24 protein-coding genes are annotated in these 24,636 nt (G+C 61.3%); 3 read left to right on the top strand and 21 right to left on the bottom strand.

Annotated features, from left to right (window positions below; genetic code table 11):
* Positions 1-119: 119 nt before the first annotated feature.
* Entirely contained in the window at positions 120-803 is a 684-nt protein-coding gene (locus BS629_RS15615; RefSeq protein ID WP_077988301.1) for a Crp/Fnr family transcriptional regulator, read from the top strand.
* Between the two features lie 90 nt (positions 804-893).
* On the opposite strand, the gene ureG is transcribed toward BS629_RS15615, so the two are convergent.
* From ureG to BS629_RS15525, 18 genes are all read right to left on the bottom strand, one after another.
* Positions 894-1,505 carry an urease accessory protein UreG gene (gene ureG / locus BS629_RS15610; RefSeq protein WP_003590582.1) on the bottom strand — a complete coding sequence of 204 codons (612 nt, stop codon included), beginning with the start codon at positions 1,503-1,505 and terminating at the stop codon, positions 894-896.
* Between the two features lie 90 nt (positions 1,506-1,595).
* Positions 1,596-2,267: an urease accessory protein UreF gene (locus tag BS629_RS15605; RefSeq protein ID WP_018243281.1), complete on the bottom strand. Its 672-nt coding sequence runs from the start codon at positions 2,265-2,267 to the stop codon at positions 1,596-1,598.
* A 6-nt stretch (positions 2,268-2,273) separates the two neighbouring features.
* The gene (gene ureE / locus BS629_RS15600; protein ID WP_018243282.1) at positions 2,274-2,870 is read right to left on the bottom strand and encodes an urease accessory protein UreE; all 597 of its coding nucleotides are present in this window, start codon (positions 2,868-2,870) and stop codon (positions 2,274-2,276) included.
* 86 nt (positions 2,871-2,956) lie between these two features.
* On the bottom strand, positions 2,957-3,820 hold the full coding sequence (locus BS629_RS15595; RefSeq protein ID WP_018243283.1) for a GGDEF domain-containing protein: 864 nt from the start codon (positions 3,818-3,820) through the stop codon (positions 2,957-2,959).
* Positions 3,821-4,151: 331 nt separating this feature from the next.
* Complete coding sequence (locus BS629_RS15590) at positions 4,152-4,823, bottom strand: TIGR02117 family protein (RefSeq protein WP_018243284.1); 672 nt, start codon at positions 4,821-4,823, stop codon at positions 4,152-4,154.
* A gap of 31 nt (positions 4,824-4,854) precedes the next feature.
* A complete protein-coding gene (ureC, locus tag BS629_RS15585; RefSeq protein WP_018243285.1) occupies positions 4,855-6,567 on the bottom strand; it encodes an urease subunit alpha in 1,713 nt (570 codons plus the stop codon).
* 3 nt (positions 6,568-6,570) lie between these two features.
* Complete coding sequence (locus tag BS629_RS15580; RefSeq protein ID WP_018243286.1) at positions 6,571-7,194, bottom strand: hypothetical protein; 624 nt, start codon at positions 7,192-7,194, stop codon at positions 6,571-6,573.
* Between the two features lie 16 nt (positions 7,195-7,210).
* A complete protein-coding gene (locus BS629_RS15575) occupies positions 7,211-7,618 on the bottom strand; it encodes a lysozyme inhibitor LprI family protein (protein WP_018243287.1) in 408 nt (135 codons plus the stop codon).
* 22 nt (positions 7,619-7,640) lie between these two features.
* Positions 7,641-7,946 (bottom strand): urease subunit beta, encoded by a 306-nt coding sequence (locus tag BS629_RS15570; protein WP_018243288.1) that lies wholly within the window; start codon positions 7,944-7,946, stop codon positions 7,641-7,643.
* Positions 7,947-7,956: 10 nt separating this feature from the next.
* A complete protein-coding gene (locus BS629_RS15565) occupies positions 7,957-8,208 on the bottom strand; it encodes a DUF1272 domain-containing protein (RefSeq protein WP_018243289.1) in 252 nt (83 codons plus the stop codon).
* 10 nt (positions 8,209-8,218) lie between these two features.
* Positions 8,219-8,521 carry an urease subunit gamma gene (locus BS629_RS15560; protein WP_018243290.1) on the bottom strand — a complete coding sequence of 101 codons (303 nt, stop codon included), beginning with the start codon at positions 8,519-8,521 and terminating at the stop codon, positions 8,219-8,221.
* A 112-nt stretch (positions 8,522-8,633) separates the two neighbouring features.
* Positions 8,634-9,455: an urease accessory protein UreD gene (locus BS629_RS15555; RefSeq protein ID WP_018517017.1), complete on the bottom strand. Its 822-nt coding sequence runs from the start codon at positions 9,453-9,455 to the stop codon at positions 8,634-8,636.
* A gap of 150 nt (positions 9,456-9,605) precedes the next feature.
* Complete coding sequence (gene urtE / locus BS629_RS15550) at positions 9,606-10,301, bottom strand: urea ABC transporter ATP-binding subunit UrtE (protein ID WP_018243293.1); 696 nt, start codon at positions 10,299-10,301, stop codon at positions 9,606-9,608.
* 70 nt (positions 10,302-10,371) lie between these two features.
* Complete coding sequence (gene urtD / locus BS629_RS15545) at positions 10,372-11,127, bottom strand: urea ABC transporter ATP-binding protein UrtD (RefSeq protein WP_018446880.1); 756 nt, start codon at positions 11,125-11,127, stop codon at positions 10,372-10,374.
* A gap of 5 nt (positions 11,128-11,132) precedes the next feature.
* On the bottom strand, positions 11,133-12,296 hold the full coding sequence (urtC, locus tag BS629_RS15540; protein WP_018243295.1) for an urea ABC transporter permease subunit UrtC: 1,164 nt from the start codon (positions 12,294-12,296) through the stop codon (positions 11,133-11,135).
* Complete coding sequence (gene urtB, locus BS629_RS15535) at positions 12,293-13,930, bottom strand: urea ABC transporter permease subunit UrtB (protein ID WP_018243296.1); 1,638 nt, start codon at positions 13,928-13,930, stop codon at positions 12,293-12,295. Before urtB ends, urtC begins: the two co-directional genes overlap by 4 nt.
* A gap of 115 nt (positions 13,931-14,045) precedes the next feature.
* Positions 14,046-15,338 (bottom strand): urea ABC transporter substrate-binding protein, encoded by a 1,293-nt coding sequence (gene urtA, locus BS629_RS15530; RefSeq protein WP_018243297.1) that lies wholly within the window; start codon positions 15,336-15,338, stop codon positions 14,046-14,048.
* 187 nt (positions 15,339-15,525) lie between these two features.
* Positions 15,526-17,430, bottom strand: coding sequence for an acid phosphatase (locus BS629_RS15525; protein WP_026188503.1), 1,905 nt, complete (start codon positions 17,428-17,430; stop codon positions 15,526-15,528).
* Between the two features lie 179 nt (positions 17,431-17,609).
* Here BS629_RS15525 and BS629_RS15520 point away from each other — a divergent pair, with 179 nt between their 5' ends.
* Together BS629_RS15520 and BS629_RS15515 are read left to right on the top strand one after the other, a co-directional pair.
* Positions 17,610-20,996 carry a hybrid sensor histidine kinase/response regulator gene (locus BS629_RS15520; protein WP_018243299.1) on the top strand — a complete coding sequence of 1,129 codons (3,387 nt, stop codon included), beginning with the start codon at positions 17,610-17,612 and terminating at the stop codon, positions 20,994-20,996.
* Positions 20,989-21,906: a response regulator transcription factor gene (locus tag BS629_RS15515; RefSeq protein ID WP_018243300.1), complete on the top strand. Its 918-nt coding sequence runs from the start codon at positions 20,989-20,991 to the stop codon at positions 21,904-21,906. The genes BS629_RS15520 and BS629_RS15515 overlap by 8 nt, the downstream gene beginning before the upstream one ends.
* Before the next feature lie 21 nt (positions 21,907-21,927).
* On the opposite strand, the gene BS629_RS15510 is transcribed toward BS629_RS15515, so the two are convergent.
* The 3 genes from BS629_RS15510 to BS629_RS15500 all read right to left on the bottom strand — a co-directional run bounded on the left by BS629_RS15510 (position 21,928) and on the right by BS629_RS15500 (position 24,629).
* Complete coding sequence (locus BS629_RS15510) at positions 21,928-22,899, bottom strand: 2-hydroxyacid dehydrogenase (RefSeq protein ID WP_018243301.1); 972 nt, start codon at positions 22,897-22,899, stop codon at positions 21,928-21,930.
* A 134-nt stretch (positions 22,900-23,033) separates the two neighbouring features.
* Positions 23,034-24,155 carry a branched-chain amino acid ABC transporter substrate-binding protein gene (locus tag BS629_RS15505; RefSeq protein WP_018243302.1) on the bottom strand — a complete coding sequence of 374 codons (1,122 nt, stop codon included), beginning with the start codon at positions 24,153-24,155 and terminating at the stop codon, positions 23,034-23,036.
* Positions 24,156-24,275: 120 nt separating this feature from the next.
* The gene (locus tag BS629_RS15500; RefSeq protein WP_018243303.1) at positions 24,276-24,629 is read right to left on the bottom strand and encodes a DUF6867 family protein; all 354 of its coding nucleotides are present in this window, start codon (positions 24,627-24,629) and stop codon (positions 24,276-24,278) included.
* Positions 24,630-24,636 lie beyond the last annotated feature (7 nt).

Genomic DNA, 24,636 nt, shown 5'->3' with positions numbered 1-24,636 from the left:
CGTTTTTGCTGTTCACTTCTGGCGATTGACCGAAATCAAATCCACCGCCATCTCCTTCCCGTATTTTGCCCGGCATGCACATGGAATTGGAAAGACCGGCCATATCAGGAGACCGGGAGATGAACAGGACGCTGACATTCAACGGCCAAGAGGCCGCTGTGCTCGCCAAGGCCGCCCTCATGGCCGGGCTCGACCGCAACGAGGCTGAAGCCCTGCGCGCCTGCGCCACCGTTCGCCTCTGCGACCCGCATGACGTTCTCATCGAGGAGGCCGACAAGGCGGCCTATTTCTATTGCGTGCTGAGCGGTTATGTCAGGCTCTATCGTCGCAACGGCGACGGCAGGCAGGCCGATATCCGCATCTGCGAGCCCGGCGACAGCTTCGCGGAATGCCTGATCCACGCCGACGAAACCTATCACTACGGCGCGCAAGCAATGGATCATGCCGTGCTGGCGTGCTTTGATATCGCAAAGGTTCGGCTGTTGCTGGAGGAGCGGCCGCGGATCGGCAAGGCGATCACGCGCAGCCTGTCACTGCATCTGATCTCGATGATGGAATGCCTGGCAAGCGACCGCATGCAGACCGCGCCGCAGCGCGTGGCGCATTATCTGCTGACCCACTGCGCCGAGAACGGTGCGGCCGCTTCGCTGCGGCTGCCCTTTCCGAGAAACCTGCTCGCCCGCAAGCTTGGCCTCGCACCGGAGGCGCTCTCGCGCGCCTTCTCGACGTTGAAGACGAAAGGTGTCACGGTGCGCGGCCGGACGATCGCCATCAGCGACGTCAACCTGCTCCGACGGATCTAACCGTCAGAGCATGATGCCGAAAAGTGTGAGCGGTTTTCGGACGATATCATCCTCTAATTCTTCGACTTTGATCCGGCCTAAAATCTGGATCTAGAGACCGCCCTGCTCCCTGAGGAAGCTGACGATCGAGCTGACACCGTCGCCGCGCTTCATGTCGGAGAAGACGAAGGGGCGCGAAGCGCGCATGCGCGTCGCATCCCGGTCCATCACCTCGAGATCGGCGCCGACATAAGGCGCCAGATCCTTCTTGTTGATGACGAGCAGGTCCGACCGGGTGATACCAGGCCCGCCCTTGCGCGGGATTTCCTCGCCCTGGCAAACGGAAATGACATAGATGGTGATATCGGCAAGATCGGGCGAAAAGGTCGCCGCCAGATTGTCGCCGCCGGATTCGATGAAGACGACGTCGAGATCGGGAATCCGCTGGTTCAGGCCGGCGATCGCCTGCAAATTGATCGTCGCATCCTCGCGAATGGCTGTATGCGGGCAGCCGCCCGTTTCGACACCGACGATGCGGTCCGAAGGCAATGCCTGCATCCGCACCAGCGCCTCGGCATCCTCTGTCGTGTAGATATCGTTGGTGACGACGGCGACAGAATAGTCGTCGCGCATCGCCTTGCAGAGCTTTTCGGTCAGCGCCGTCTTGCCCGAGCCGACCGGCCCGCCGATGCCGACACGCAAAGGTCCGTTTCTTGATTTCATATGCCTTACTCCAATCGAACCTTGATGATAGCGAAGCCGCCCGCCGGCGCCACCGTCAAATGACGCAGCCACAGCGATAATTTCAGACAATCACGAACGGAACAGCCGCGTCGCCTGCGTCTCGTGGCGCAGGCTGGCAATATCGGCCTGCACCGTCGCCGAACCCAGATCGTCAAGCGCCGAGGCTGCCGCCCGCCGGGCGACCTCCGCGATATGGTCTTCCAGACCGGCAAGAACGGCGAGGCCATCCCTTTGCCCGGCGACACCGAGGCGGATGCCGGATGAAACCGCTTGTGAGACATAGGCATGCAGAAAGGCGGCGAGCGCCTTCTCGGGCATTATGCCATGGGCGCCTGTAACCGCCCCGACCGCAATGGGATAAGCGACCTTGTCAGGTAGCCGCTCGAACACCCCGTCCGGCCAGGCCCGCGCCGCTGCGAGGAAAGCCTCGCCGAGCAGCATCGTTTCCTGATGCCGCTCGCGTGATCCGGCCAGCGCCTCGGCGAGTGCAGCGACTTCGGCAAGGCGTGCGGGCTGTGCCTGTTGCCTATGGCTTTCGGCCAGAAGCACCGCATCGTTCCAGGCCGAACCATTGCCGACCAGCGTGCCGATCCAGGCCGCAAGCGAGGCCGCATCCGTAACGAGCCCATCGGCCACCGCTCGCTCCAGCCCGCCCGAATAGGCAAAGCCGCCGATCGGAAAGGCTGGTGACAGCCATGCCGTCAGGCGCAGCAATGCCTGCAGCTCGCGATCCCTGGTCATCAAGGCTCAGTCGTGCTTGTGGTCATGATCATGGCCGCGATCGTGGCGGTGCTCATGCTCATGCTCGTAGCCATGTTCGTGATCATGGTCATGGCTGTGACTATGATCATGCCCGTGGTCATCCCCGTGGTCATGATTGTGATCGTGATCATGCCCATGCGAATGCCCGCCTTGGGAATGATAGGCGCCCCGCGCCGGCTGGAACGGCTCGTCGATCTCGAGGACGACGGCGCCGAGGCCCTGCAGCATGGTGCGGATGACATGATCGCGGAGGATGACGATGCGGTCTTCCTCGATCTGAGCGGCAAGATGCCGGTTGCCGAGATGCCAGGCGAGCTCGACCAGATGGGTGCGGTCGCGACCGCGGATTTCGAAAAGTTTCTCGTCGGCGGCGAGGATCTCGATCAGTTCGCCGTCGTCGCGCACCAGCAGGTCGCCATTGGCGAAAAGCACCGGATCCTTGAGATCGAGCATGACCATCTCGCCATTTTCCAGATGCAGCAGCTTGCGGCGAAGATGGCGCAGATCATGCGGCAGCTTGACCTGGGCGATGGGGTGAGAGGAAGGGGTTCCGGCGGGAAGATAGGAGGTGACGCGCTGCATGACATGTCCGTTTTTCTGAGAGGACGACCATGCAAAATAGCTCTTCCCGATGCAAGCACCAATGGCCTTTCGTCCGGCTTCGGCTTTTATATTCCGTAAGCCTGCATCACGTTGTCGCTCTCCGGGCCTCTTTTCTCGCCATCGACGCCGTTATCGACGAGCCCGTGCCAGGCGTGATGAAGACCTTCCCGTTCATGTACGACGCGATTGCGCCCGAGCGCCTTGGCGAGATAGAGCGCCCGGTCGGCGGAGGCATAGACCGCCTGCTTGTGGCGCCCGGTGACCAGATCGGCAACACCGCCGGAAACGGTGATGCGGATCTCGTGCCCCTCGGCCTTAATGGCGCCGCTAGCGATCCGAGCCCGGACACCCTCGATCCGCTCCATCCGCGCCTCCAGAGGTTCGCCAGAGACGATGACGCCGAACTCCTCGCCCCCCAGGCGTGCGACGACGGCCATCTCATCGAAGGCGGATGTCAGCATGGCCGAAACCGCGATGATGACGGCATCGCCGCAACCGTGGCCAAAGCGGTCGTTGATCGCCTTGAAACGATCGACGTCGAAAATTACCAGCGACGCGTTGCTATCGACGTTATCGAGTGCCTCAGTAAAGGCACGCCGGTTGAGTAGTCCCGAAAGCGTATCCGTGCGGCTCAGCTTTTCGAATTCCGCCCGCGAGAGCGCAAGATCGCGCATGGCAAAGCCGGCAAACAGCGACAGCATGCCGGAAACCGTGCCGCCGATCAGCCAGGAAAAGATCGCACTGAAGCCAATTGCATGTGCGAGCGTCACCGGCAAAAGTCCGAGAAGATCGAGCGACGGCATCGTCAGCGCAATAATGACGCCGGAGAGAATGACGGCAAGAAAGCTCATCTTCAGGGCGAAGACATAGACGTTCCTGCGGTATTGAAGATCGCCAAAATCGGCCTGCAGCGAAATCCAGTTTCTCATGAGAATCAACCTTCTTGCCCGGCGTTTCAAGGCATTGATAAGAGCCCAATTGCTGCGGGGTTCTTAATCAACTCGTTAAAATTCGAGCCACTTTGGACGATTCGGTGGACAGAATTTTTCTAGCAGTGGATGCAGCTTTCCAATCCCTGAATCGAACACTATAGAAATACATTTAAACTATTGATATTAAACGGATTTATCCAATTGTGCAGTGCCGTTGTTCCAGAATGGTTTAACTGGGGAAAATAGCGATTTTTTCACCGATTTTTACAACCAGATGGAGAGTGCTCTTCACAATTCACTTTAAGAGCGGGATGGCCCGACGGTTGCTTCAATTGTAGACAGCAACAGACAATCGCAATGCTTGTGGAAACGGGTTCCATAAGCCGGTTCGAAGCCCGGCCGAGCGGAGGGCAGCGGCAGTCCAGGTATTGCAGCCGAAGAGCGCATTGAAGTATCCCTTGGCCTCGAAGAACCGATCGATCTCGCCGTAGCCCGCATCCGGGATCGGCACGACCGCGCCCGCGTCGCGCACGAAACTGTCCGAGATAAAGTCGCGCAACTTCGCCAATTGATCCTCACTGACATCGAATGCCGCGACGTTGGACTGCGGTTCGGTGATATGACCGGCAAGGTCCACATGCAGCACTGAACGGTCGATCGTCAGCGCGCGCAGCACCGGCAGTGCTTTCAGTTCCGCCCATGTGGGCGTTTCCAGATAGAAAGCACGACCGCCCCAGCCGATAATGAGCCACTCCGCATTCGGATGGGCGAGCGGAAAATCGGTATTACCGAGGAAGGAAAAGGCAGCCCGCGTCTCCTCGTCGAGCGGAATGGCAATATCGGTATGGATTGGTCCCGACAGCAGAAGAATCCGATGTGTCACTGCGACGGACGACGCCTTGACCGGCGCAATCAGCGGCCGGGGAATGAAGGTTCCGCAGGCCACCAAAAGCACAAGCAGGAATACGATCCGCAACAACCAGCGGATACCTGTCCTCATCGGAACCGCCCGTTGCACATCGGACGTGGGTCTAGAACAGGAAATAGCGCTGCGCCATCGGCAGCACCGTCGCCGGCTCGCAAGTCAGCAATTCCCCGTTCGCCCTGACCTCATAGGTTTCCGGATCGACCTCGATCTCGGGTGTAAGGTCGTTGTGGATCATCGATGCCTTGGAGATGCCGCCGCGCGTATTTTTCACCGCGACCAGTTCCTTGGCGACGCCGAGCCGGCCCTTCAGGCCGGCATCGAGCGACGCCTGGCTGACGAAGGTGACGGAGGAATTGGTGAGGCTCTTGCCGTAGGAGGCAAACATCGGCCGGTAGTGCACCGGTTGCGGCGTCGGGATCGAAGCGTTTGGATCACCCATCGGCGCGGCCGCGATCGAGCCCCCGAGCAGCACCATGTCGGGCTTCACGCCGAAGAAGGCCGGATTCCACAGCACGAGGTCGGCACGTTTGCCGACTTCGACCGAGCCGATCTCACGGCTGAGGCCATGGGCTATCGCCGGGTTGATCGTGTATTTGGCGATATAGCGGCGGACGCGGAAATTGTCGTTGTCACCCTTCTCCTCCTTCAGCCGGCCGCGCTGACGCTTCATCTTGTCGGCCGTCTGCCAGGTGCGGATCGCCACTTCGCCGACGCGGCCCATCGCCTGGCTGTCGGACGAAATGATCGAGAAGGCGCCGATATCGTGCAGAATATCTTCGGCAGCGATTGTTTCCTTGCGGATGCGGCTTTCGGCAAAGGCGATGTCTTCGGGAATCGACGGCGACAGATGGTGGCAGACCATCAGCATGTCGAGATGCTCGGCGATCGTATTGACCGTATAGGGACGCGTCGGATTGGTCGACGACGGAATGACGTTCGGCTGGCCGCAGATCTTGATGATGTCAGGCGCGTGGCCGCCGCCCGCCCCTTCCGTGTGGAAGGCATGGATGGTGCGGCCCTTGATGGCCCCGATCGTATCCTCGACGAAGCCGCTTTCGTTCAGCGTATCGGTGTGGATCATCACCTGCACGTCGTATTCGTCGGCGACCGACAGGCAGCAGTCGATGGCGCCTGGTGTCGTGCCCCAATCCTCGTGCAGCTTCAGCGAGGTGGCGCCGGCCAGCACCATTTCGGTCAGCGCCCCCGGCAGCGAGGCATTGCCCTTGCCGGCAAAGGCAAGGTTCATCGGAAAGGCGTCGGCCGCCTCGATCATGCGCGCGAGATGCCAGGGACCGGGCGTGCAGGTGGTGGCAAGCGTGCCGTGCGCCGGTCCCGTGCCGCCGCCGAGCATGCAGGTCATGCCGCTCATCAGCGCTTCCTCGATCTGCTGCGGCGCGATGAAATGGATATGGCTGTCCATGCCGCCGGCGGTGATAATTTTGCCTTCGGCGGCGATCGCCTCCGTGCCCGGGCCGACGATGATATTGACGCCAGGCTGCATGTCGGGATTGCCCGCCTTGCCGATCGCAACGATGCGCCCGTCCTTGAGCCCGATATCGGCTTTGTAGATGCCCGAATGATCAACGATCACCGCATTGGTGATGACCGTGTCGACCGCGCCATCCGCCCGCGTCACCTGGCTCTGGCCCATGCCGTCGCGGATCACCTTGCCGCCGCCGAACTTCACCTCCTCGCCATAGGTGGTGAAATCCTTCTCGATCTCGATGAAAAGCTCCGTATCGGCAAGGCGCACCTTATCGCCGGTGGTCGGTCCGAACATGCCGGCATAGGCGGCGCGCGAGATCTTATAGGGCATCCATCAGGCTCCTTGGGAGGAAGAAACAGGTGTATCTCCGCCAAGCCGCGTGAGGCGGCCGGCGGCAATATAACTATCGACAAGCTGTCGTTCGGCCGCAAATGGGTGCCATTCCCAGCCTGAGTGGCCGAAGCCGGCAAGCGTCACCTCGGCCTCGGCATATGTGTTCAAAACCTCGGCAATGACGATCATGCCACTGCTCGGCACGACATAGGGCGCCGGAGCAAAGGCCGAAAGCGAGGCATCGACGGCCTCGTGAACCGATTTGCCGATGACGATGTGCGCCTTGTCGGTGTCGACGCAGAAGGCGCTGAACTCATCGGTGTAGTCGTCGCAGAAATCGTCGAGTTCCGGATGCGAGACGGCAAGCGGCGCCCGCATCGCCGCGAACTTTTCCGGGTCGCGCACGCTCCAGATTTCGCCAGCCGAAACGACGCCGGGATGGGCGCGCCACTCAAGCGAACCGAGCATCGCCTTCGCCGGACGGCCGGTATTGCAGACCGCGACGGCATCCGTGCGCCGGCCGCCGGTGTCATAGGAGCGGCAATCGTTGAAGCGGACGACGAAATCGGCGGCATCGATGATGCCTGCCTCTGCCTCCGCGATCTCACCATTGCCGACGATCATGATCTTCCTGATCACCTTAATTGCTCATCGTGTCTTCGAGCTCTTTAAGCTCTTTTGTACGTTTGTCCGTGATGTTGGCGAGACATCCGGCGACCAGCATCGGCTCCATCGTGCCGCCGCGGGCCTGAAAGCCGAAGGCGTCGCATTCGGCGTCCCGATAATCGATCCAGGCGCGCTGCGCCTTGACCAGCGCCTGCTCTGCGCCCTTCATATCGCCGTCGAGATCCTTGTCGATCGCCACCATCGCGGCCCGGGTCTTCTTGTATTGCGCATTCAGCACCTTGTCGGCGGCCTCATGGCGCGCCGCCTCGCAGCCAGTCATGTCCGATTGCGTCTTAGGATTGTTGCAATCGATATCCTGAGCGGAGGCCGCACCTGCCGTCAGCAACATCGCCGCCCCGACGAGGCAGACATTCAAACGCATGCATTCCTCCAGCCTATTGTTCTTAAAGCTTACCCATCACCAGCTGACGGAAGCCATAGACCTCGCGCTTGCCGGAAAGTGGGATCAGCGTCACCGAGCGCGTTTGCCCCGGCTCGAAGCGCACGGCCGTTCCCGCCGGAATATCGAGCCGCTTGCCATGCGCCGCCGCGCGATCGAAGGAAAGCCCGGCATTGGTCTCGGCGAAATGATAGTGGCTGCCGACCTGCACCGGTCGGTCGCCTGTATTGGAAACCTCCAGCGTCACCGTCTGCGCGCCGGCATTCAGTTCGATGTCGCCGCTTGCGGCAATGATCTCACCTGGAATCATCTCGTCCTCCTTAAGCCGCCTTGGGCGCACAGCCCTCGGCCTTCAGCACACGCTTCCTCGAAGCCGGATTTTTAGCAAGCATGGCCGCCGGCCGAATAGGTCTCGCGACGAGATTACCGCCGCAGTTCGGGCAGACACCCTTCAACACACCGTTCACGCAATCCGCGCAGAAAGTGCATTCATAGGTGCAGATCCGTGCCTCAGTGCTATCAGGCAGCAGATCCTTGTCGCAGCATTCGCAATTGGGCCTGAGCTCGAGCATTCCTATCTCCTCACCGGATCGGCTCGTGCACGGTGACGAGCTTGGTTCCATCCGGGAACGTCGCCTCCACCTGCACGTCGTGGATCATCTCGGCAACGCCCTCCATCACCTGGGAGCGGCCGATCACATGGGCGCCGGCTTCCATCAGCTCGGCAACCGGGCGACCGTCGCGAGCGCCTTCGACGACGAAATCGCTGATCAACGCGATCGCTTCGGGATAGTTCAGCTTGACGCCGCGCTCCAGCCGCCGGCGTGCCACCATCGCCGCCATTGATATCAACAGCTTGTCTTTTTCTCTCGGAGTGAGGTTCATTGCTTGCCCATCTGCTTCATGCCTGGAACAGGATGATCCTGTTCTACATTAAAGAGTTAGAGTATGACGTCGCCCGAAAACCGCTCACACTTTTCGGCATCATGCTCTAGATTCATAGATTCCAGACTTTCGGCACAGGCGCACCATTTCGCAAGGCGGAAATGACCGGGATCAGGATTTTTCTGAGTGAGAAGCCGTCGGCTGCCGCAAGGCGGACAACGAGCTTGCCGTCCCAGGCGCTCGCACCGCCCATCGATCCTTCGACGAGCGGCCGGACTTTGCCAAGATAGGCTTCCGAAAGCGGCCCGGCATAAAGCAGCGTCGCAAACGCCACCTGCCCGCCGAGCACGGCCTGGCGCGCGGCAAGGGCCGCTACGCCGTCGGACAACCTCAGTTCTTCGGCATGGATCAACCGCCCCGAGCGGCGGATGCGCCAGCGGTCGCGAAACAACCCGGTCTCCACCGTCTCACCCATTGCCTTGCGGCCGAGCAGCACGGCTTCGACGGCCAGAAATTCGGAGTCTTCGTCAAGATCGACATCCAAGCGGCGGGAAAGCGCTGCCCGGTCGAAGAGGATCGTTTCCTGCGGCAGCCAGTCGACACGGGCTTGAGCTCCAACCTCGATGCTGGTCGTCACCTCGGCGGTACCGGCCGATGCCTTGTAGATCTTCTCGCAAGCCTGGGTGGTAACGTCGATGCGCGTGCCGGCGCCGGCATCAACGCTCCAGTCCATCCGGTCGCCGCCCGTCAGTCCGCCTGCTGTGTTGATGATGACTGCTTCCATCGAGGCATCGAAGGTATCCGGCAGGCGGATCTTCGCCGCCCCTTCCTGATAGAGTTCACGAATGCGCGTGCGGCCATCGAACAGCTTCGCCGCCAGATGCCCGCGCCCTTCCGCTCTCTGCGGTCTCGTACTCGCCGCCACGGTCGTCATATCGTCCCTTTCGGTCGCGCCACCGTTTTCATTCAATCGCGCGGATGACGGAAAGCAAGCAATTCCTATGCCGTCTGGAGCAGACCAGCAGAGGCAGAGGAAGATTTTCCAGGCTCCGTGTCCCTTGCTGCAAAATGCGGCATTTGCCGGTCAGACAGTCAGATGGCGGCGGGCCTCCGGTGTATCCAGCGTTTCGGCAAGCCCTTCATGGACGATCTCGCCGCGATCCATGATGTAGACGTAGTCGGCGAGCTCTCGGCAGAAATCCAGATATTGTTCGACGAGAAGGATCGCCATGCCGGTGGAGTCACGCAAGTAGCGGATCGCCCGGCCGATGTCCTTGATAATCGAGGGCTGAATGCCCTCGGTCGGTTCGTCGAGCACGAGAATCCTAGGCCGCGTCACCATGGCGCGCCCAATCGCCAACTGCTGCTGCTGCCCACCGGAAAGATCGCCGCCGCGACGTGACAACATCGACTTCAGCACCGGGAAGAGGCTGAAGATATCATCGGGGATGTTGCGGTCGCGGCGGCCAAGCGGTGCAAAGCCGGTTTCGAGATTTTCCTTGACGGTGAGCAGCGGGAAGATTTCGCGCCCCTGCGGGACATAGCCGATACCCTGCTTGGCGCGGGCAAAGGGCGGCAGGCCGTTGAGCCTGGTGTCGTTGAAGGTGACCGCGCCCGCCGACAGCGGATGCTGGCCGGTAACGGCGCGCAGAAGAGAACTCTTCCCCACGCCGTTACGCCCCAGCACGCAGGTGATCTTGCCCATCTCGGCCTTGATCGAGATGCCGCGCAGCGCCTGAGCGGCGCCATAATGCAGGTTTGCGTTTTCAACTGTCAGCATGATGCCGTCTCCCGAATCTTTGTGGGACCGCAATAGACCCCTCCCCAACATTCAATGGACCCATCATCCCTCACCGCCCCAGATAGTTCTCGATCACCTTCGGATCGGAGCTGACGAAATCGATCGACCCTTCCGCCAGCACCGAGCCTTCCGCGAGGCAGGTCACCTTGACGCCGAGGTCGCGAATGAAGCCCATGTCGTGCTCGACGACGACGACCGACCGGGTCTTGGCGATATCCTTGAGCAGGATTGCGGTTTCTGCAGTCTCCGCATCGGTCATGCCGGCCACCGGTTCGTCGACGAGCAGAAGCTTCGGCTCCTGCGCCAGCAGCATGCCGATCTCCAGCCACTGCTTCTGCCCGTGCGAGAGATTGGCGGCGAATTCGTCGCGGCGGTGCGTCAGCCGCACCGTGTCGAGGATTTCCTCGATGCGTGCCTTGTCCTCGCCCGAAAGCCGGTAGAACAGCGTCGAGAACACACCACGACGTCGGTTCAGCGCCAGCTCCAGATTGTCCCACACCGTATGGCTTTCGAAGACTGTCGGCTTCTGAAACTTGCGGCCGATGCCGAGCTGAGCGATATCGGCCTCATCCTTCTTGGTGAGATCAATCGTACCGTTGAAGAACACCTCACCCTCATCGGGCCGGGTCTTGCCGGTGATGATATCCATCATCGTCGTCTTGCCGGCGCCGTTAGGGCCGATGATGGCGCGAAGTTCACCGGGCTCGATGACGATCGACAGCGAATTCAGCGCCTTGAAGCCGTCGAAGGAAACCGAAACGCCGTTGAGATAAAGCACGCTATTGGGTTTGACGTCGGGAATCATGGCGCTCACTCCGCTGCCTGGATTTTCGGCTCGATACCGTCTTCCTCAGCCGCCGGCGGGGCAGCCTTGGAGACAAGCTTCCGCTTGCCAAGATATTGCGCAATCGTGCCGACGACGCCCTTCGGCAGGAACAGAGTGACGGCGACGAAGAGACCGCCGAGTGCAAACAGCCAGAACTCCGGGAAGAGGCCGGTGAAGATCGTCTTGCCGCCGTTGACGAGGATCGCGCCGATGATCGGCCCGATCAGCGTCGCCCGCCCGCCGACCGCGGTCCAGATGACGACTTCGATCGAATTGGCAGGGGCGAATTCGCCGGGATTGATAATGCCCACCTGCGGCACGTAGAGCGCGCCGGCAATGCCTGCCATCATCGCCGAGACGACGAAGGTGAAGAGCTTGAAATGCTCAACGCGGTAGCCGAGGAAGCGCGTGCGGCTTTCGGCATCGCGCACGCCGACCAGCACCTTGCCGAACTTCGAGCGTACGATCGCCGAAGCAATCATCAGCGATAGAGCGAGGAAGATCGCAGTTGCGGCAAAGAGGGCTGCACGCGTGCCGTCAGCCTGTACGTTGAAACCGATAATGTCCTTGAAATCAGTAAGGCCGTTATTGCCGCCGAAGCCCATGTCGTTGCGGAAGAAGGCCAGCAGCAGCGCGTAGGTCATCGCCTGGGTGATGATCGAGAGATAGACGCCGTTGACGCGTGAGCGGAAGGCAAACCAGCCGAAGACGAAGGCGAGCAGACCGGGTACGACGAGCACCATCAGCGCCGCAAACCAGAAATGGTTGAAACCGTACCAGAACCAAGGCAGATCCTTCCAGTTCAGGAACACCATGAAGTCGGGCAGAACAGGATCTCCGTAGCTGCCGCGCGTGCCGATCTGGCGCATCAGATACATGCCCATCGCATAGCCGCCGAGCGCAAAGAAGGCACCGTGGCCGAGGGAGAGGATGCCGCAGAAGCCCCAGACGAGGTCGAGCGCCAGCGCCAGCAGCGCATAGGTCAGATACTTGCCGAACAGCGACATGATATAAGTCGGCACGTGTAGCGGATTGGTCGGCCCCGTCATCAGGTTCAGGACCGGCACGAGGACCGCGACCAGAAGCAGGAGGGCGATGGCAATGACGATCTTGCGATCGAGTGATCGGAGAAGGAAGGCCGTAATCATGCTTCCACCGCCCTTCCTTTGAGTGCGAAGAGCCCGCGGGGACGCTTCTGGATGAAGAGAATGATGAGGACGAGCACCAGGATCTTGCCGAGCACGGCGCCTGCAAAGGGCTCGAGGAACTTGTTGACGACGCCGAGCGAGAGTGCACCGACCAGCGTGCCCCAGAGATTGCCGACACCGCCGAAGACGACGACCATGAAGCTGTCGATGATGTAGGATTGACCGAGGTTCGGCGAGACGTTGTCAATCTGGCTGAGCGCCACGCCGGCGATACCGGCAATGCCCGAGCCGAGCGCGAAGGTGAAGGCATCGACCCAACCGGTGCGGATGCCCATCGACGACGCCATGCGGCGGTTCTGCGTAACGGCGCGCATCTGCAGGCCAAAGGCGGACCGCTTGAGCAGCAGGAGCAGCGCCACAAAGACCACCATCGAAAAGACGATGATCCACAGTCGGTTCCAGGTGATGGAGAGCCCGCCGAGATCGAATACGCCGGACATCCAGGTCGGATTGCGGACCTCGCGGTTGGTCGGGCCGAAGATGCTGCGCACCGCCTGCTGCAGGATCAGCGACACACCCCAGGTGGCGAGCAGCGTTTCGAGCGGCCGACCGTAGAGATAGCGGATGACGGCGCGCTCGATCAACAGACCGACGAAGCCGGTAAAGACGAAGGCCGCAGGCACAGCAAAGGCCAGCGAATAATCGGCAAGCTCAGGAAAGGCGGAGGTTATGTATTCCTGCACGACATAGGTCGTATAGGCACCGATCATCACCATTTCGCCATGCGCCATGTTGATGACGCCCATGACGCCGAAGGTGATGGCAAGGCCGATCGCGGCAAGCAGCAGCACCGAGCCGAGAGACAATCCGTACCAGATGTTCTGGACGATGTCCCACAGCGCCAGGCTGCGATTGATGGAACTGATATCCGCCTGGATCGCCGGCTTCAGGTCTTCAGGCGCGGTTTCGAGTGTGGTCGTGAGGATGGTCAGCGCATCGCGATTACCGCGCGCCGCGATCGTATCGATCGCAGCCTTCTTGTCTTCGACGCTCGCATCCGTCTTGAGCAGCAGCACTGCGCGCGCCGCTTCCATCGTATTCTTGATCTCTGCGTCCTTTTCGGCCGCCAGCGCCGAGTTCAGCAGGTCGAGATTGGCGGGGTCGGCATCTTTCAGGAGGCCCTGCGCCGCGGCAAGCCGCGCGGAACGGTCCGGGCTCATCAGCGTCAGTTGGCTGGTGGCGGCGCTGATGACGCCGCGAAGCGCGTTGTTGATCTTGACCTTCGTCATCAGATCCGGATCGACATCTGCAGCGGGTTCGCCGGTGATCGGATCGGAATAGGTCGGTTCGTCATCGGTACCGCCCTGGAGAAGAACCGGGCCGCCATCAGAATTGACGTAGAGAAGGCCGTCGCTCAACTGCTGCAGGATCTGGCTGACATGCTGGTCCTTGGAGGCGACCAGCGCTTTGATGGCCGCTTCGCGTTCCGGGAAGTCGCCGACGCCGAGCGCGTCGATGAGCACATGGATATCGTCCTGAGCCTGGGCTTCGCTCGAGATTATCACGCCCGAAAATGTCAGGCCCGAAAATGTCAGGCAAACCGTGATGAGGAAAATCTTTATGGCGCGATACATCGGCTTTCTCGCCCTTGATAGTGTTGGCCTCGCGGCGCAATCGCTGGGACGGAGCTTCCGCCCGGGATCAAACCCGGACGGAAGCCTTCAGGCAATCATTGGATCGGGGCCGTACTCAGGAACCCTTGCCACCGCACTTGCCCGTAGCAACGTTGAAGTTGCCGCAGGACATCGGCTTGCGCCAATCGGAGATCAGGTCCTTGGAATCAGGCAGGTAATCCGACCATTCGTCACCGACGACGGCAGGTGTCTGCTGGACGATTTCGAACTGGCCGTCGGCCTGAATTTCACCGATCAGCACCGGTTTGGTGATGTGGTGGTTCGGCATGACGGTCGCATAACCGCCGGAGAGGTTCGGAACGCTGACGCCGATGATGGTGTCGAGAACCTTGTCGGTGTCGGTCGTGCCGGCAGCCTGGACGGCCTTAACCCATGCGTTGAAACCGATATAGGCGGCTTCCATCGGGTCGTTCGTCACGCGCTTGTCGTTCTTGGTGAAAGCGTGCCAGTCCTTGATGAACTTCTTGTTGGCAGAGCTTTCGACCGACTCGAAGTAGTTCCAGGCAGCGAGATGGCCGACGAGCGGCTTGGTGTCGAGACCGGCAAGCTCTTCTTCGCCGACCGAGAAGGCGACGACGGGAATGTCGGTTGCCTTGATGCCCTTGTTCCCCAGTTCCTTGTAGAAGGGAACGTTGGCATCGCCGTTGATCGTCGAGACGACGGCGGTCTTCTTGCCGGCCGAACCGAATTCCTTGATCTTGGAAACTTCGGTCTGCCAGTCGGAGAAGCCGAACGGCGTGTAGTTGGTCATGATATCTTCTTTCGGAATACCCTTCGAAATCAGATATGCCTCGAGAATCTTGTTGGTCGTGCGCGGATAAACGTAGTCCGTACCTTCGAGAACGAAGCGCTTGACGCCCTCTTTTTCCATCAGGTAGTCGACAGCAGGAATGGCCTGCTGGTTCGGAGCAGCACCGGTGTAGAAGATGTTGCGCGAGGACTCTTCGCCTTCATACTGGACCGGGTAGAAGAGGATCGAATTGGTCTCTTCGAAAACCGGCAGAACGGACTTGCGCGACGAGGACGTCCAGCAACCGAAGACTGCGGCAACCTTGTCCTTCTGGATCAACTCACGAGCCTTTTCGGCAAACAGCGGCCAGTCGGAAGCCGGGTCGACGACGACGGCCTCAAGCTTCTTGCCGAGAAGGCCGCCCTTCTTGTTCTGCTCGTCGATGAGCATCAGCATGGCGTCCTTGAGCGTGGTCTCGGAGATGGCCATGGTGCCGGAAAGCGAGTGCAGAATGCCGACCTTGATCGTGTCGTCGGCGGCAACCGCACCGCTGAAGGCAGCCGAGGCCGCCATGACGGCGCCGAGTGCAGCGCCCGTAATAGTAGTTCTGAGATTCATCTGGTTGAGCCCCTCTTCTTGTTCCGCAACAGGCCGGAAACGGAGATTAACTGTTGCTTAAGGGACTATCGGGCGCTGCAGCGCAAAAACACATACGCAAAATGACGTAGGCGCGGGGGTCAAACAGGCAGACCAGGGAAGGAAGGGCATCCCCGCGGCGGGAGATGCCCTGTCTCGATACCGGAATTTATCCGTCGATCGTCAAAGTGACTGATGTCGGGCCGTAGGAGAGGGTCGCCTTGTGGCCGGAAACCGTGAACTTGCCGAAGGTGCCAGTCACGGCACTCGCCTTCAGGATTTCGATCTTCGTTCCGGGCGTTGGGGCATAGCCATCGGCAATCGTCACGTCGAGGTCGCCGGCCAGCACTGCCTTGCCTTCGACAACCAGCGTGCCCGCGCCGTTTTCGCCGAGCGCCGACTTCGCCGTGGCATTGGCGAGTTGCTGATAGTCACCGCTCACGGTCAAAGGCTTGTCGGCCGCCAGAACGAGCGAGCCGCCATTGACCGTCAGCTCGCCACGACCGAAGGCCGACGGCGACAAGGCCACCAGCGCGCCCTCTTCCAGCACGGTGCCGCCGGCATAGCTGTTGGCGCCTGAAAGCCCGAGGATGCCGTTGCCGCGCTTCACCAACCTGCCCTTGCCGGTAATGTGGTTCCGCCAGGTGTCGATCGAATTGAACCCGCCCTTTGCCGCGTCCATCGTCACGGTCACGTCCTGTTCGAACGCAGCGTAACCGTCGGCGGCGGCAAACAGGTTGAGACGGCCGTAACCTTCCACATCGTCGAGGAGCGGGTAGCCGGAGGCGATCTCCGTCGTCTTCAGCACGTCGCGGCGCTGCTCGCCGTCCAGATAGGGCAGACGCGTTTCGAGAAGCGCTTCAGCGCCCTGCGGCACCCGCGCCGGCTGATCGGTCGCATGGATCGTCGGCAGGCCGTAGCTCAAGCGCTGCAGCACGTAGGCTCGGTTGGCGTCATGATCGGCGAAACGGTCTGCGGCAAGCGGTGCCGCGTGGGCAGCGACCTCGAGCGCACCTGCATCCGCAACGCCTGACTTGGCGATAAGCCATGCCTGCGCTTGGGCGTAAGCATCGCTCTTCAGCGCCGCATTGTCGGCCTTGTTCAGATTGTAGACGACCGTAGCGGTGCCGAGCATCCGGCCGCCCATCACGTCGAGAGGAGAATGCATGCCGGCAAGGATGCGGTCTTCACCCAGTTCGCTGGCGCGTGTGATCATTTCCTGAAAGCGCTGCGGCACGAGATAGGCCATGGCGAGCGCATCCCGCCAGGCTTCCGCCGTATGCCCGCTGGGGAAACCGCCGTCCTCGACCGGCTTGCCGCTCTTGGCGGGCTCCAGCGTCGGGACGACCGATACGTCCTGGCTCCAGCGGTAGGGACGGCCATATTTGAAATAGCGCTTGGCCGGTTCCGTCGAACCGTCACCGCTTGCGGCGTTGATGAAGTCGATTGCAAGGCCCATGTCGGGGTTGGCATCGGTCTTGTTTTCCGCGTCCGGCTTGCTGCCGGCGCCGCGATTGTTGCCCTTGTCGTCATATTTGACCGTCGTCGCGTCGGCCGCCACCGCGGTGATCGTGGTGGTCTGCTTCGAACCGGCCTTCCAGGCATCCGTCAGCGGACCGAGACCATCGACAATGCTGGCATTCTTGCCGCGCCGATCGTCGAGATAGGCGGCCACCGCTTGATCGGCCGTCCGCGCCCGCGTCGCATTGACGACATAGGCGATGTTCGCATCATGGACAGCCTGGTTGACGATATGGCCGTCGGTCTTGCTGGCGGGAATACCGTCCCAATCCGTCTTGGCGACAGCCGGGCAATTGTCCTTGGCCGGGGCCTCGACACCCGCATCGACGAAAGGCGTGCGCGGAGTCCAGATTTCAAGGAAGCCGGAGAGAAGGTGAACGGCGGCGTTGGTGTCTGCCGTCGAGAAGCAGGCGTCACCACGCTTGTTGGTGTTTCCGGCCTCCACATAAGGAACTTTGGCCGCCGTGGCCTGCTCGGCGCTGGCAAGCGATGGCACGATCGAAAGAAGGCAGACGAGGGCGGTGCTCAGGCGGCAGAGGCTTAAAACAGACATGGTGATACCCGAAATGGTTGAACGAACGCCGGGAGAGTTAGAGCTCTTACGTGACGGATCAATTGCAAATATATTGCCATTCTGTGAACCAGTCGGTGCCCGCCTCTTGCCTTTCCCAACCATCCCGCCAAAACTGCCAGAGAGACGATGAGCCCAACCGGAATGCCGGAAAGGAAGACATGGCAGCGCGCCAACGCATCATTCCGGTGAGACGCGAATACAATCGCTGGGTCGCCAACCAGACGCTGGAAGATTACGCGTTGCGCTTCACCGCAAAGAGCGCTCGCCATTTCTCCTCGCAGCGCATCTCGCAGACGGCGATCGGCGCGATCTCCTTCCTGGCGCTGGAGGCAATCGGCGGCGCGATCACTCTCTCCTACGGCACCACCAACGCCTTTTACGCCATTATCGTCGCCTCGGTCGCCATGCTGGCGATCGGCCTGCCGATCAGCCGCTACGCCATCCGCCACGGTGTCGACATCGATCTTCTGACGCGTGGCGCGGGCTTCGGCTATATCGGCTCGACCATCACCTCGCTGATCTATGCAAGCTTCACCTTCATGCTGTTTGCGATCGAGGCTTCGATCATGTCGGGGGCGCTGGAGCTTACCCTCGGGATCCCGCTCTGGATCGGCTACATCATCAGCGCCGTCATGGTGATCCCGCTGGTGACGCACGGCGTGCGGCTGATCAGCAAGTTTCAGCTGATGACCCAGCCCTTCTGGATCGTGCTGAATATCCTACCCTTCATCTTCATCGCCTTGCTGGACTGGGAAAAATTCGATCTCTGGCGCGCCTTTGCCGGCATCCGCCATGCCTCCGGTCCGCCCGGCACCGTCGCCGAATTCGATCTGGTGGAGTTCGGCGCTGCTTCTGCCGTCATCCTGGCGCTGATGTCGCAGATCGGCGAACAGGCCGACTTCCTGCGCTTCCTGCCGCCGGATCCACAGCGCAAGTGGCGCCATCGCCTGGCGATCTTTCTCGCCGGGCCCGGCTGGGTCATCATCGGCGCCCCGAAGCTGCTTGCCGGTTCATTCCTGGTCGTGCTGACCTTCACCTCGGGTGTGCCCCTCGATCGCGCCGCCGACCCGGCGCAGATGTATCTGACCGCCTTCGGCTACATGGTCCCCTGGCACAATGCGGCGCTGCTGTTGATGGCTGCCTTCGTCGTCGTCTCGCAGCTGAAGATCAACGTGATGAATGCCTATGCAGGCTCCCTCGCCTGGTCGAACTTCTTCTCGCGGCTGACCCACAGCCATCCCGGCCGCGTCATCTGGTTGGTCTTCAACGTCGCAATCGCCCTGCTTTTGATGGAACTCGGCATTTACCGGCTGCTGGAGGAGACGCTCGGCATCTTCTCGATCATCGCAATGGCCTGGCTCTGCACGATCTCCGCCGATCTCTTCATCAACAAGCCGCTGGGCCTTGCTCCCCCCGGCATCGAGTTCAAGCGCGCCCACCTCTACGACATCAACCCGGTCGGCCTCGGCGCCATGACGCTGTCGGCGACGGTGTCGCTGATCGCCCATTTCGGTGCCTTCGGCGACATCGCCGCCTCGCTCGCCCCCTACATCACCCTCGTCATCGCCCTAATCGCCTCGCCTGTCATCGCCTGGGCGACGAAGGGCAAGTTCTACCTCGCCCGCAAGCCGCGCCAGAGCTGGAAGAACCTGACGAGCATTACCTGCTCGGTCTGCGAACACCCGTTCGAGCCGGAGGACATGGCCTGGTGCCCGGCCTACGCCGCGCCGATCTGCTCGCTCTGCTGTTCGCTCGACAGCCGCTGCCACGATATGTGCAAGCCCGCCGCCCGTTTCAACGCGCAGGTCGGCACCGTCGCCAAGGCGCTGCTGCCGGAAACCATTCTGGGGAAGCTGACGACGCGCCTCGGCCGCTACGGCATCGCCGTCGTGCTCGCATTGACGGCCATCGGCGCGATCCTGGCGATGATCGCCCATCAGGTCGCCTCCGCCTCACCCGCGACCGCCGAAGTCGTCAACCGCACCATCTTCATCGTCTTCTTCGTCTTCTCGGTAATCTCAGGCGTTGTCTGCTGGTTCTATGTGCTCGCCCATGACAGCCGCGTCGTTGCCGAGGAGGAATCCTCGCGCCAGAACACGCTGCTGCTCAAGGAAATCGCCGCCCACAAGAAGACCGACGCCGCCCTGCAGAACGCCAAGGAGACGGCCGAGGCCGCCAACCGCGCCAAGAGCCGCTACGTCGTCGGGCTCAGCCATGAGCTGCGCACGCCGCTGAACGCCGTACTCGGCTACGCCCAGATCCTCGAACGTGACGAGACCATCCCGGCGCCGCGCCAATCCTCGATCAAGGTCATTCGCCGCAGCGCCGAACACCTCTCCGGGCTGATCGACGGCCTGCTCGATATTTCCAAGATCGAGGCCGGCCGCCTGCAGGTCTATTCCAACGAGATCAACATCCAGGATTTCCTCGACCAGATCGTCGATATGTTCCGCCCGCAGGCGCAGGCAAAGGGGCTCACCTTCATCCATGAGCGCTCGCCGGCCTTGCCGCAGTTCGTCCGTACCGACGAAAAGCGCCTGCGCCAGATCCTGGTCAACCTGCTCTCCAATGCCATCAAGTTCACCGACGAAGGCAGCGTCACCTTCGATGTCGGCTATCGCAGCCAAGTCGCGACCTTCACCGTCACTGACACCGGCCGCGGCATCACGGAGAAAGACCTGACCCGCATCTACGAACCCTTCCAGCGCGGCGAGGCCGAAAGCGTGCGGCCAATGCCGGGGCTTGGCCTCGGCCTCACCATCACCCGGCTTCTGACCAACACGCTCGGCGGCGAGATTTCGGTCTCGAGCGTGAAGGACGAAGGCTCGACCTTCCGGGTCCGGCTGATGCTGTCCGGCGTCATGCGCGCCGTGGCCGCCGCACCGCAAGAAAAGCGCATTGTCGGTTACGACGGCCCGCGCCGCACGGTCGTGGTCGTCGACGATAACGAGGACCACCGCGAGATGATGCGCGAAATCCTGGCGCCGCTCGATTTCATCGTGCTGACGGCGGCAGGCGGCGGCGAATGCCTGACGCTGATCGAGGGCATCATACCGGACCTCTTCCTTGTCGATATCCTGATGCCCGGCATGAACGGCTGGCAGCTCGTCTCGCGTCTGCGCGAGGCCGGTCAGACGGCGCCAGTGCTGATGCTTTCGGCCAATATTGGTGATGCAGCGGTTCTCAGCGACAGTGACGACAGCCATAACGATGCGATCGGCAAACCGGTCGACATCCGCCAGCTGCGCGACAAGCTCGCCCTGCATCTTGGCCTGAAATGGATCTTTGCCGATGCCGCGCCAGCCGTTCCTGTTAAGATCGAAGCGCCGATGCTGAGCCCAGGCGCTGCCCATATCCAGGAATTGCTGCGGCTCGGCGAGATCGGCTATATCAGAGGTATCGAAGCCAAGCTTTCCGACCTTGCCAAGGTGGAGGCAAATCAGCCATTCACAGAGGAACTTCGCGCCTATGTCGCCGCCTTCGATCTTGCCGGCTTCATGACCTTCCTGCACGACTTCGACGAAAAGGTGGAACCCATTGCCTGAGCCGGCCCTCCCCCGCGACATCGTTCTGCTCGTCGACGACTCGGCCGAAGCACTCGGCTTCTTGACCGACGCACTCGAACAATCCGGCTTCTCGGTGCTGATCGCCACGTCGGGCACGGCCGCACTTGGTATCGTCGAGCGCATCACGCCCGATATCATCCTGCTCGACGCGGTGATGCCCGCCATGGACGGCTTCGAGACCTGCCGTCGGCTGAAGGCGAATGCCGCGGTGGCACAGGTGCCTGTCATCTTCATGACCGGCCTGACCGAGACCGAGCATGTCGTGCACGCGCTGGAATCCGGCGGCGTCGATTATCTCAGCAAGCCAATCAACATCGATGAACTGCGCGCCCGCATCCGTGTCCATCTGCGCAACGCTCGCTCGGCCCAAAGCGCCCGCATCGCGCTGGACGCGGCCGGCCGCCATCTGCTTGCTGTCAAGGGCGACGGTGCCATCCACTGGTCAACGCCGCAAGCCACACGGCTGGTCAATGCGGCCATGGGCAGCGACGACGGCATGGAAATCGTCGTCCACCATATCGCCGACTGGATGCGCGACCGCGTCGCCGCGGTGCGCGACGGCATCATCTCCGTTGCCCATGCCGGCCAAGCGGCGCTGCAGCTCGCCTTCCTCGGCGCAATCGGCCCTGACGAATATCTCTTCCGCCTCACTGCCGCCAATCAGCGCAGCGACGACGCGGTGCTGCGCCAGCGGTTTTCGCTCACCCAGCGCGAATCCGAAGTGCTGCTCTGGATTGCCAAGGGCAAGGCCAACCGCGACATCGGCGAAATATTGGGACTGTCGGCGCGAACGGTGAACAAGCACCTCGAACAGATTTATGTGAAGCTCGGCGTCGAGAACCGTGCCTCAGCCGCCGTGAAGGCCACGCATGTGCTGCACGAGATGTGAGATGGCGTTGGCGGCTGGTCGCTAAACCACCCGATCCGGCACATCCCTGCCCTCGAAAAACGCCGCCACGTTGTCGACCACCTTCATGCCCATGGCGGTCCGCGTCTCTTCCGTGGCGCTGCCGAGATGCGGCAGCACCATGACGTTCTCCATCCGCCGCAGCGCCTCCGGCACATCAGGTTCCGCCTCGTAGACGTCAAGCCCGGCGCCGCGGATTGTGTCCGCCTTGAGCGCTGCAATCAGCGCCGCCTCATCCACCACGTCGCCACGCGCCGTATTGATGAGAAAGGCGCCCGGCTTCATCGCCGTAAGCCGTGCCGCATTTATCAGGTGTCGGTTCTCCGCTCCACCGGGGCAATGCAGCGAGACGAAATCGGCCACCGCCAGCACGGCCTCGATCGTCGGCAGCTGCCGCGCGCCGTAACGCGCCGCCTCCGGTGGATCGACCGGCGAACGGTTGAAGAACACCACGTCCATGCCGAAGCCGAAATGGCAGCGTTGCGCGAAGGCCTTGCCGATTCGGCCGAAACCGATGATGCCGACCGTCTTCCCGGTCACCTTGGCGCCGACCATATGCGTCGGGCACCAGCCCTTCCATGCACCAGCGCGTACCTGCCGCTCGCCCTCACCGCCGCGCCGGGCAACGGAGAGCAGCAGCAACATGGCGATATCGGCCGTGCAGTCGGTCAGCACGCCCGGCGTGTTTGTGACCGCAATGCCTCTCTCCCTGGCAGCGGATATATCGATGTGATTGTAGCCGACGCCGAAATTGCCAAGGATCTTGGTGACAACAGGCACGCCGTCGAAGACAGCGGCGGGCAACCGATCGGAAACCGTCGGCAATACGGCATCATAAGTCGAGAGCGCCAGCCTTAGCTCGTTTTCACCGAGCGGAATATCGTCAGGATTGAACGTCACGTCGAAACGTTCGGCAAGGACGGCTTCCACCGTGGCTGGCCAGCGCCGGGTGACGAGAATGCGGGGTTTGGACATGACGGTTCCACTCAACGCTTCAAAACGATGCCAAGAGTTAGACCAGCCAGGCGAAAATTGAAACGTCCGCAAAAAGAAAGAAGCCCGGTCGGAACCGGGCTTCGATAATCATGTCCCATAAAGGGGAGCGAAGCTTACATGCCCTGCGGGAAGTAGCTGTACTTGCCGTCCGGACCCTTCTTCCATTCGTACATGATGTAGCCGGGGATCTTCGGATCGCCCTTTTCATCGAACGAAATGTCGCCGAGAACGGTCGGGAACGGGCCCTTTTCCTTCATAGCCTTGGCAACGGCCTCAGGATCCAGCGAGCCGGCAGCCTTGGCGGCCCCGGCAATCGTCTGCATCGCAGCGTAGGAATAGAGCGTGTAGGCTTCCGGATTGAAACCAGCGGCCTTGAACTTTTCGACGAGTTCCTTGTTCGCAGGGTTCGCCGTCGGATCGGGGCCGAAGGTGTTCAGCGTACCGGCGACGGCGTCGCCAGCGATCGAGGCCAGTTCGTTCGAAACGATACCGTCGCCCGAAACCAGCGTCGCCTTCAGGCCCTGGTCAGCCGCCTGGCGGATGATGAGACCGGCTTCGGTGTGCAGACCACCCCAATAGATGATCGAGACGCCGGCTTCCTTCATCTTGGCGATGAGGGCCGAGAAGTCCTTGTCGCCGACATTGATGCCTTCGTAAATGACTTCCGTCACGCCGGCGGCGTTCATAGCCTTCTTGGTTTCGTCGGCAAGGCCCTGACCGTAGGGGGTCTTGTCGTGAACGACAGCGATCTTGGCGTCCTTGAAGTGATCGGCAAGATACTTGCCGGCGATGGCACCCTGCTGGTCGTCACGGCCGCAGGTGCGGAACGTGTTCCAGAGGCCCCGTTCCGTGAAGGTCGGGTTCGTCGCGGCCGGGGTGATTTCGAGGATGCCGTTTTCGGCATAGACTTCCGAAGCCGGAATCGAAACGCCCGAGTTGAAGTGGCCGATGACGAACTTGACGCCGTCAGCAGCGAACTTGTTGGCAACCGAAATGCCCTGCTTCGGGTCGGAGACGTCGTCGCCGAGTTCGATCTTGATCTGCTCGCCGTTAATGCCGCCAGCAGCGTTGATGTCGGCGGCCGCCTGTTCAGCACCCTTCTGGAGCTGAGCGCCGAACGCGGCGTTCGGACCAGTCAGCGGACCAGCGACAGCGATGAGAACGTCGGCCCACGCGTTGCCGCTGAAGGCGAGCATCGCCGTCAGAGCCACTGCCGACAGAAGAGACTTCTTCATATTATTACTCCCAATTTTTGGGCGGGTTCCGGTCCAAGGCCCAGCGCACTACCCACCATTGACTGCGCCAGGAAAGCTGTTCCACTCGGAAGGCAATTCATGCCTAGTTTCAACGGACTGTCAATGTTTGTCCTTCCACGAAAACGCGGAAGTCTTTTCGTACAGCCAGTAATAGTTGTTAACCATCTGATTGGTGCGGCGGTGGCGGAAGCCGGCCGTCGAGAAGACCAGCAGCGTCACGAAATCGAGGATATAGTAGAAGGTGCTAAGCATTGGCCCATTGAACAGGGCATGATGCAGGAACTGCATCGCCCAGGCGAGCAGAAATGTATAGACGATGACCAGCGGATAGTCGCTCCAGCCCTCGGCAACCGCTTTGCCGGCGCGCCAGGCCGTCCAGAAGCCTAAGAGCAAGACGATGACACGGATCGCCACAAGGGGGCCGACATCCGCTTCGAAGAAAAGTCCCTGCATGTCAAAC

Source organism: Rhizobium leguminosarum bv. viciae USDA 2370 (genome assembly GCF_002008365.1).
In the GTDB taxonomy this organism is placed as follows: Bacteria; Pseudomonadota; Alphaproteobacteria; order Rhizobiales; family Rhizobiaceae; genus Rhizobium; species Rhizobium leguminosarum.
This window is presented reverse-complemented; position numbering and strand designations above follow the sequence as displayed.

What these genes read in the sequence shown, in the direction of transcription:
- BS629_RS15615 (WP_077988301.1), top strand. Translation starts at nt 120, where the DNA reads ATGAACAGGACGCTGACATTCAACGGCCAAGAGGCCGCTGTGCTCGCC.
- ureG (WP_003590582.1), bottom strand. Translation starts at nt 1,505, where the DNA reads ATGAAATCAAGAAACGGACCTTTGCGTGTCGGCATCGGCGGGCCGGTC.
- BS629_RS15605 (WP_018243281.1), bottom strand. Translation starts at nt 2,267, where the DNA reads ATGACCAGGGATCGCGAGCTGCAGGCATTGCTGCGCCTGACGGCATGG.
- ureE (WP_018243282.1), bottom strand. Translation starts at nt 2,870, where the DNA reads ATGCAGCGCGTCACCTCCTATCTTCCCGCCGGAACCCCTTCCTCTCAC.
- BS629_RS15595 (WP_018243283.1), bottom strand. Translation starts at nt 3,820, where the DNA reads ATGAGAAACTGGATTTCGCTGCAGGCCGATTTTGGCGATCTTCAATAC.
- BS629_RS15590 (WP_018243284.1), bottom strand. Translation starts at nt 4,823, where the DNA reads ATGAGGACAGGTATCCGCTGGTTGTTGCGGATCGTATTCCTGCTTGTG.
- ureC (WP_018243285.1), bottom strand. Translation starts at nt 6,567, where the DNA reads ATGCCCTATAAGATCTCGCGCGCCGCCTATGCCGGCATGTTCGGACCG.
- BS629_RS15580 (WP_018243286.1), bottom strand. Translation starts at nt 7,194, where the DNA reads ATGATCGTCGGCAATGGTGAGATCGCGGAGGCAGAGGCAGGCATCATC.
- BS629_RS15575 (WP_018243287.1), bottom strand. Translation starts at nt 7,618, where the DNA reads ATGCGTTTGAATGTCTGCCTCGTCGGGGCGGCGATGTTGCTGACGGCA.
- BS629_RS15570 (WP_018243288.1), bottom strand. Translation starts at nt 7,946, where the DNA reads ATGATTCCAGGTGAGATCATTGCCGCAAGCGGCGACATCGAACTGAAT.
- BS629_RS15565 (WP_018243289.1), bottom strand. Translation starts at nt 8,208, where the DNA reads ATGCTCGAGCTCAGGCCCAATTGCGAATGCTGCGACAAGGATCTGCTG.
- BS629_RS15560 (WP_018243290.1), bottom strand. Translation starts at nt 8,521, where the DNA reads ATGAACCTCACTCCGAGAGAAAAAGACAAGCTGTTGATATCAATGGCG.
- BS629_RS15555 (WP_018517017.1), bottom strand. Translation starts at nt 9,455, where the DNA reads ATGACGACCGTGGCGGCGAGTACGAGACCGCAGAGAGCGGAAGGGCGC.
- urtE (WP_018243293.1), bottom strand. Translation starts at nt 10,301, where the DNA reads ATGCTGACAGTTGAAAACGCAAACCTGCATTATGGCGCCGCTCAGGCG.
- urtD (WP_018446880.1), bottom strand. Translation starts at nt 11,127, where the DNA reads ATGATTCCCGACGTCAAACCCAATAGCGTGCTTTATCTCAACGGCGTT.
- urtC (WP_018243295.1), bottom strand. Translation starts at nt 12,296, where the DNA reads ATGATTACGGCCTTCCTTCTCCGATCACTCGATCGCAAGATCGTCATT.
- urtB (WP_018243296.1), bottom strand. Translation starts at nt 13,930, where the DNA reads ATGTATCGCGCCATAAAGATTTTCCTCATCACGGTTTGCCTGACATTT.
- urtA (WP_018243297.1), bottom strand. Translation starts at nt 15,338, where the DNA reads ATGAATCTCAGAACTACTATTACGGGCGCTGCACTCGGCGCCGTCATG.
- BS629_RS15525 (WP_026188503.1), bottom strand. Translation starts at nt 17,430, where the DNA reads ATGTCTGTTTTAAGCCTCTGCCGCCTGAGCACCGCCCTCGTCTGCCTT.
- BS629_RS15520 (WP_018243299.1), top strand. Translation starts at nt 17,610, where the DNA reads ATGGCAGCGCGCCAACGCATCATTCCGGTGAGACGCGAATACAATCGC.
- BS629_RS15510 (WP_018243301.1), bottom strand. Translation starts at nt 22,899, where the DNA reads ATGTCCAAACCCCGCATTCTCGTCACCCGGCGCTGGCCAGCCACGGTG.
- BS629_RS15505 (WP_018243302.1), bottom strand. Translation starts at nt 24,155, where the DNA reads ATGAAGAAGTCTCTTCTGTCGGCAGTGGCTCTGACGGCGATGCTCGCC.
- BS629_RS15500 (WP_018243303.1), bottom strand. Translation starts at nt 24,629, where the DNA reads ATGCAGGGACTTTTCTTCGAAGCGGATGTCGGCCCCCTTGTGGCGATC.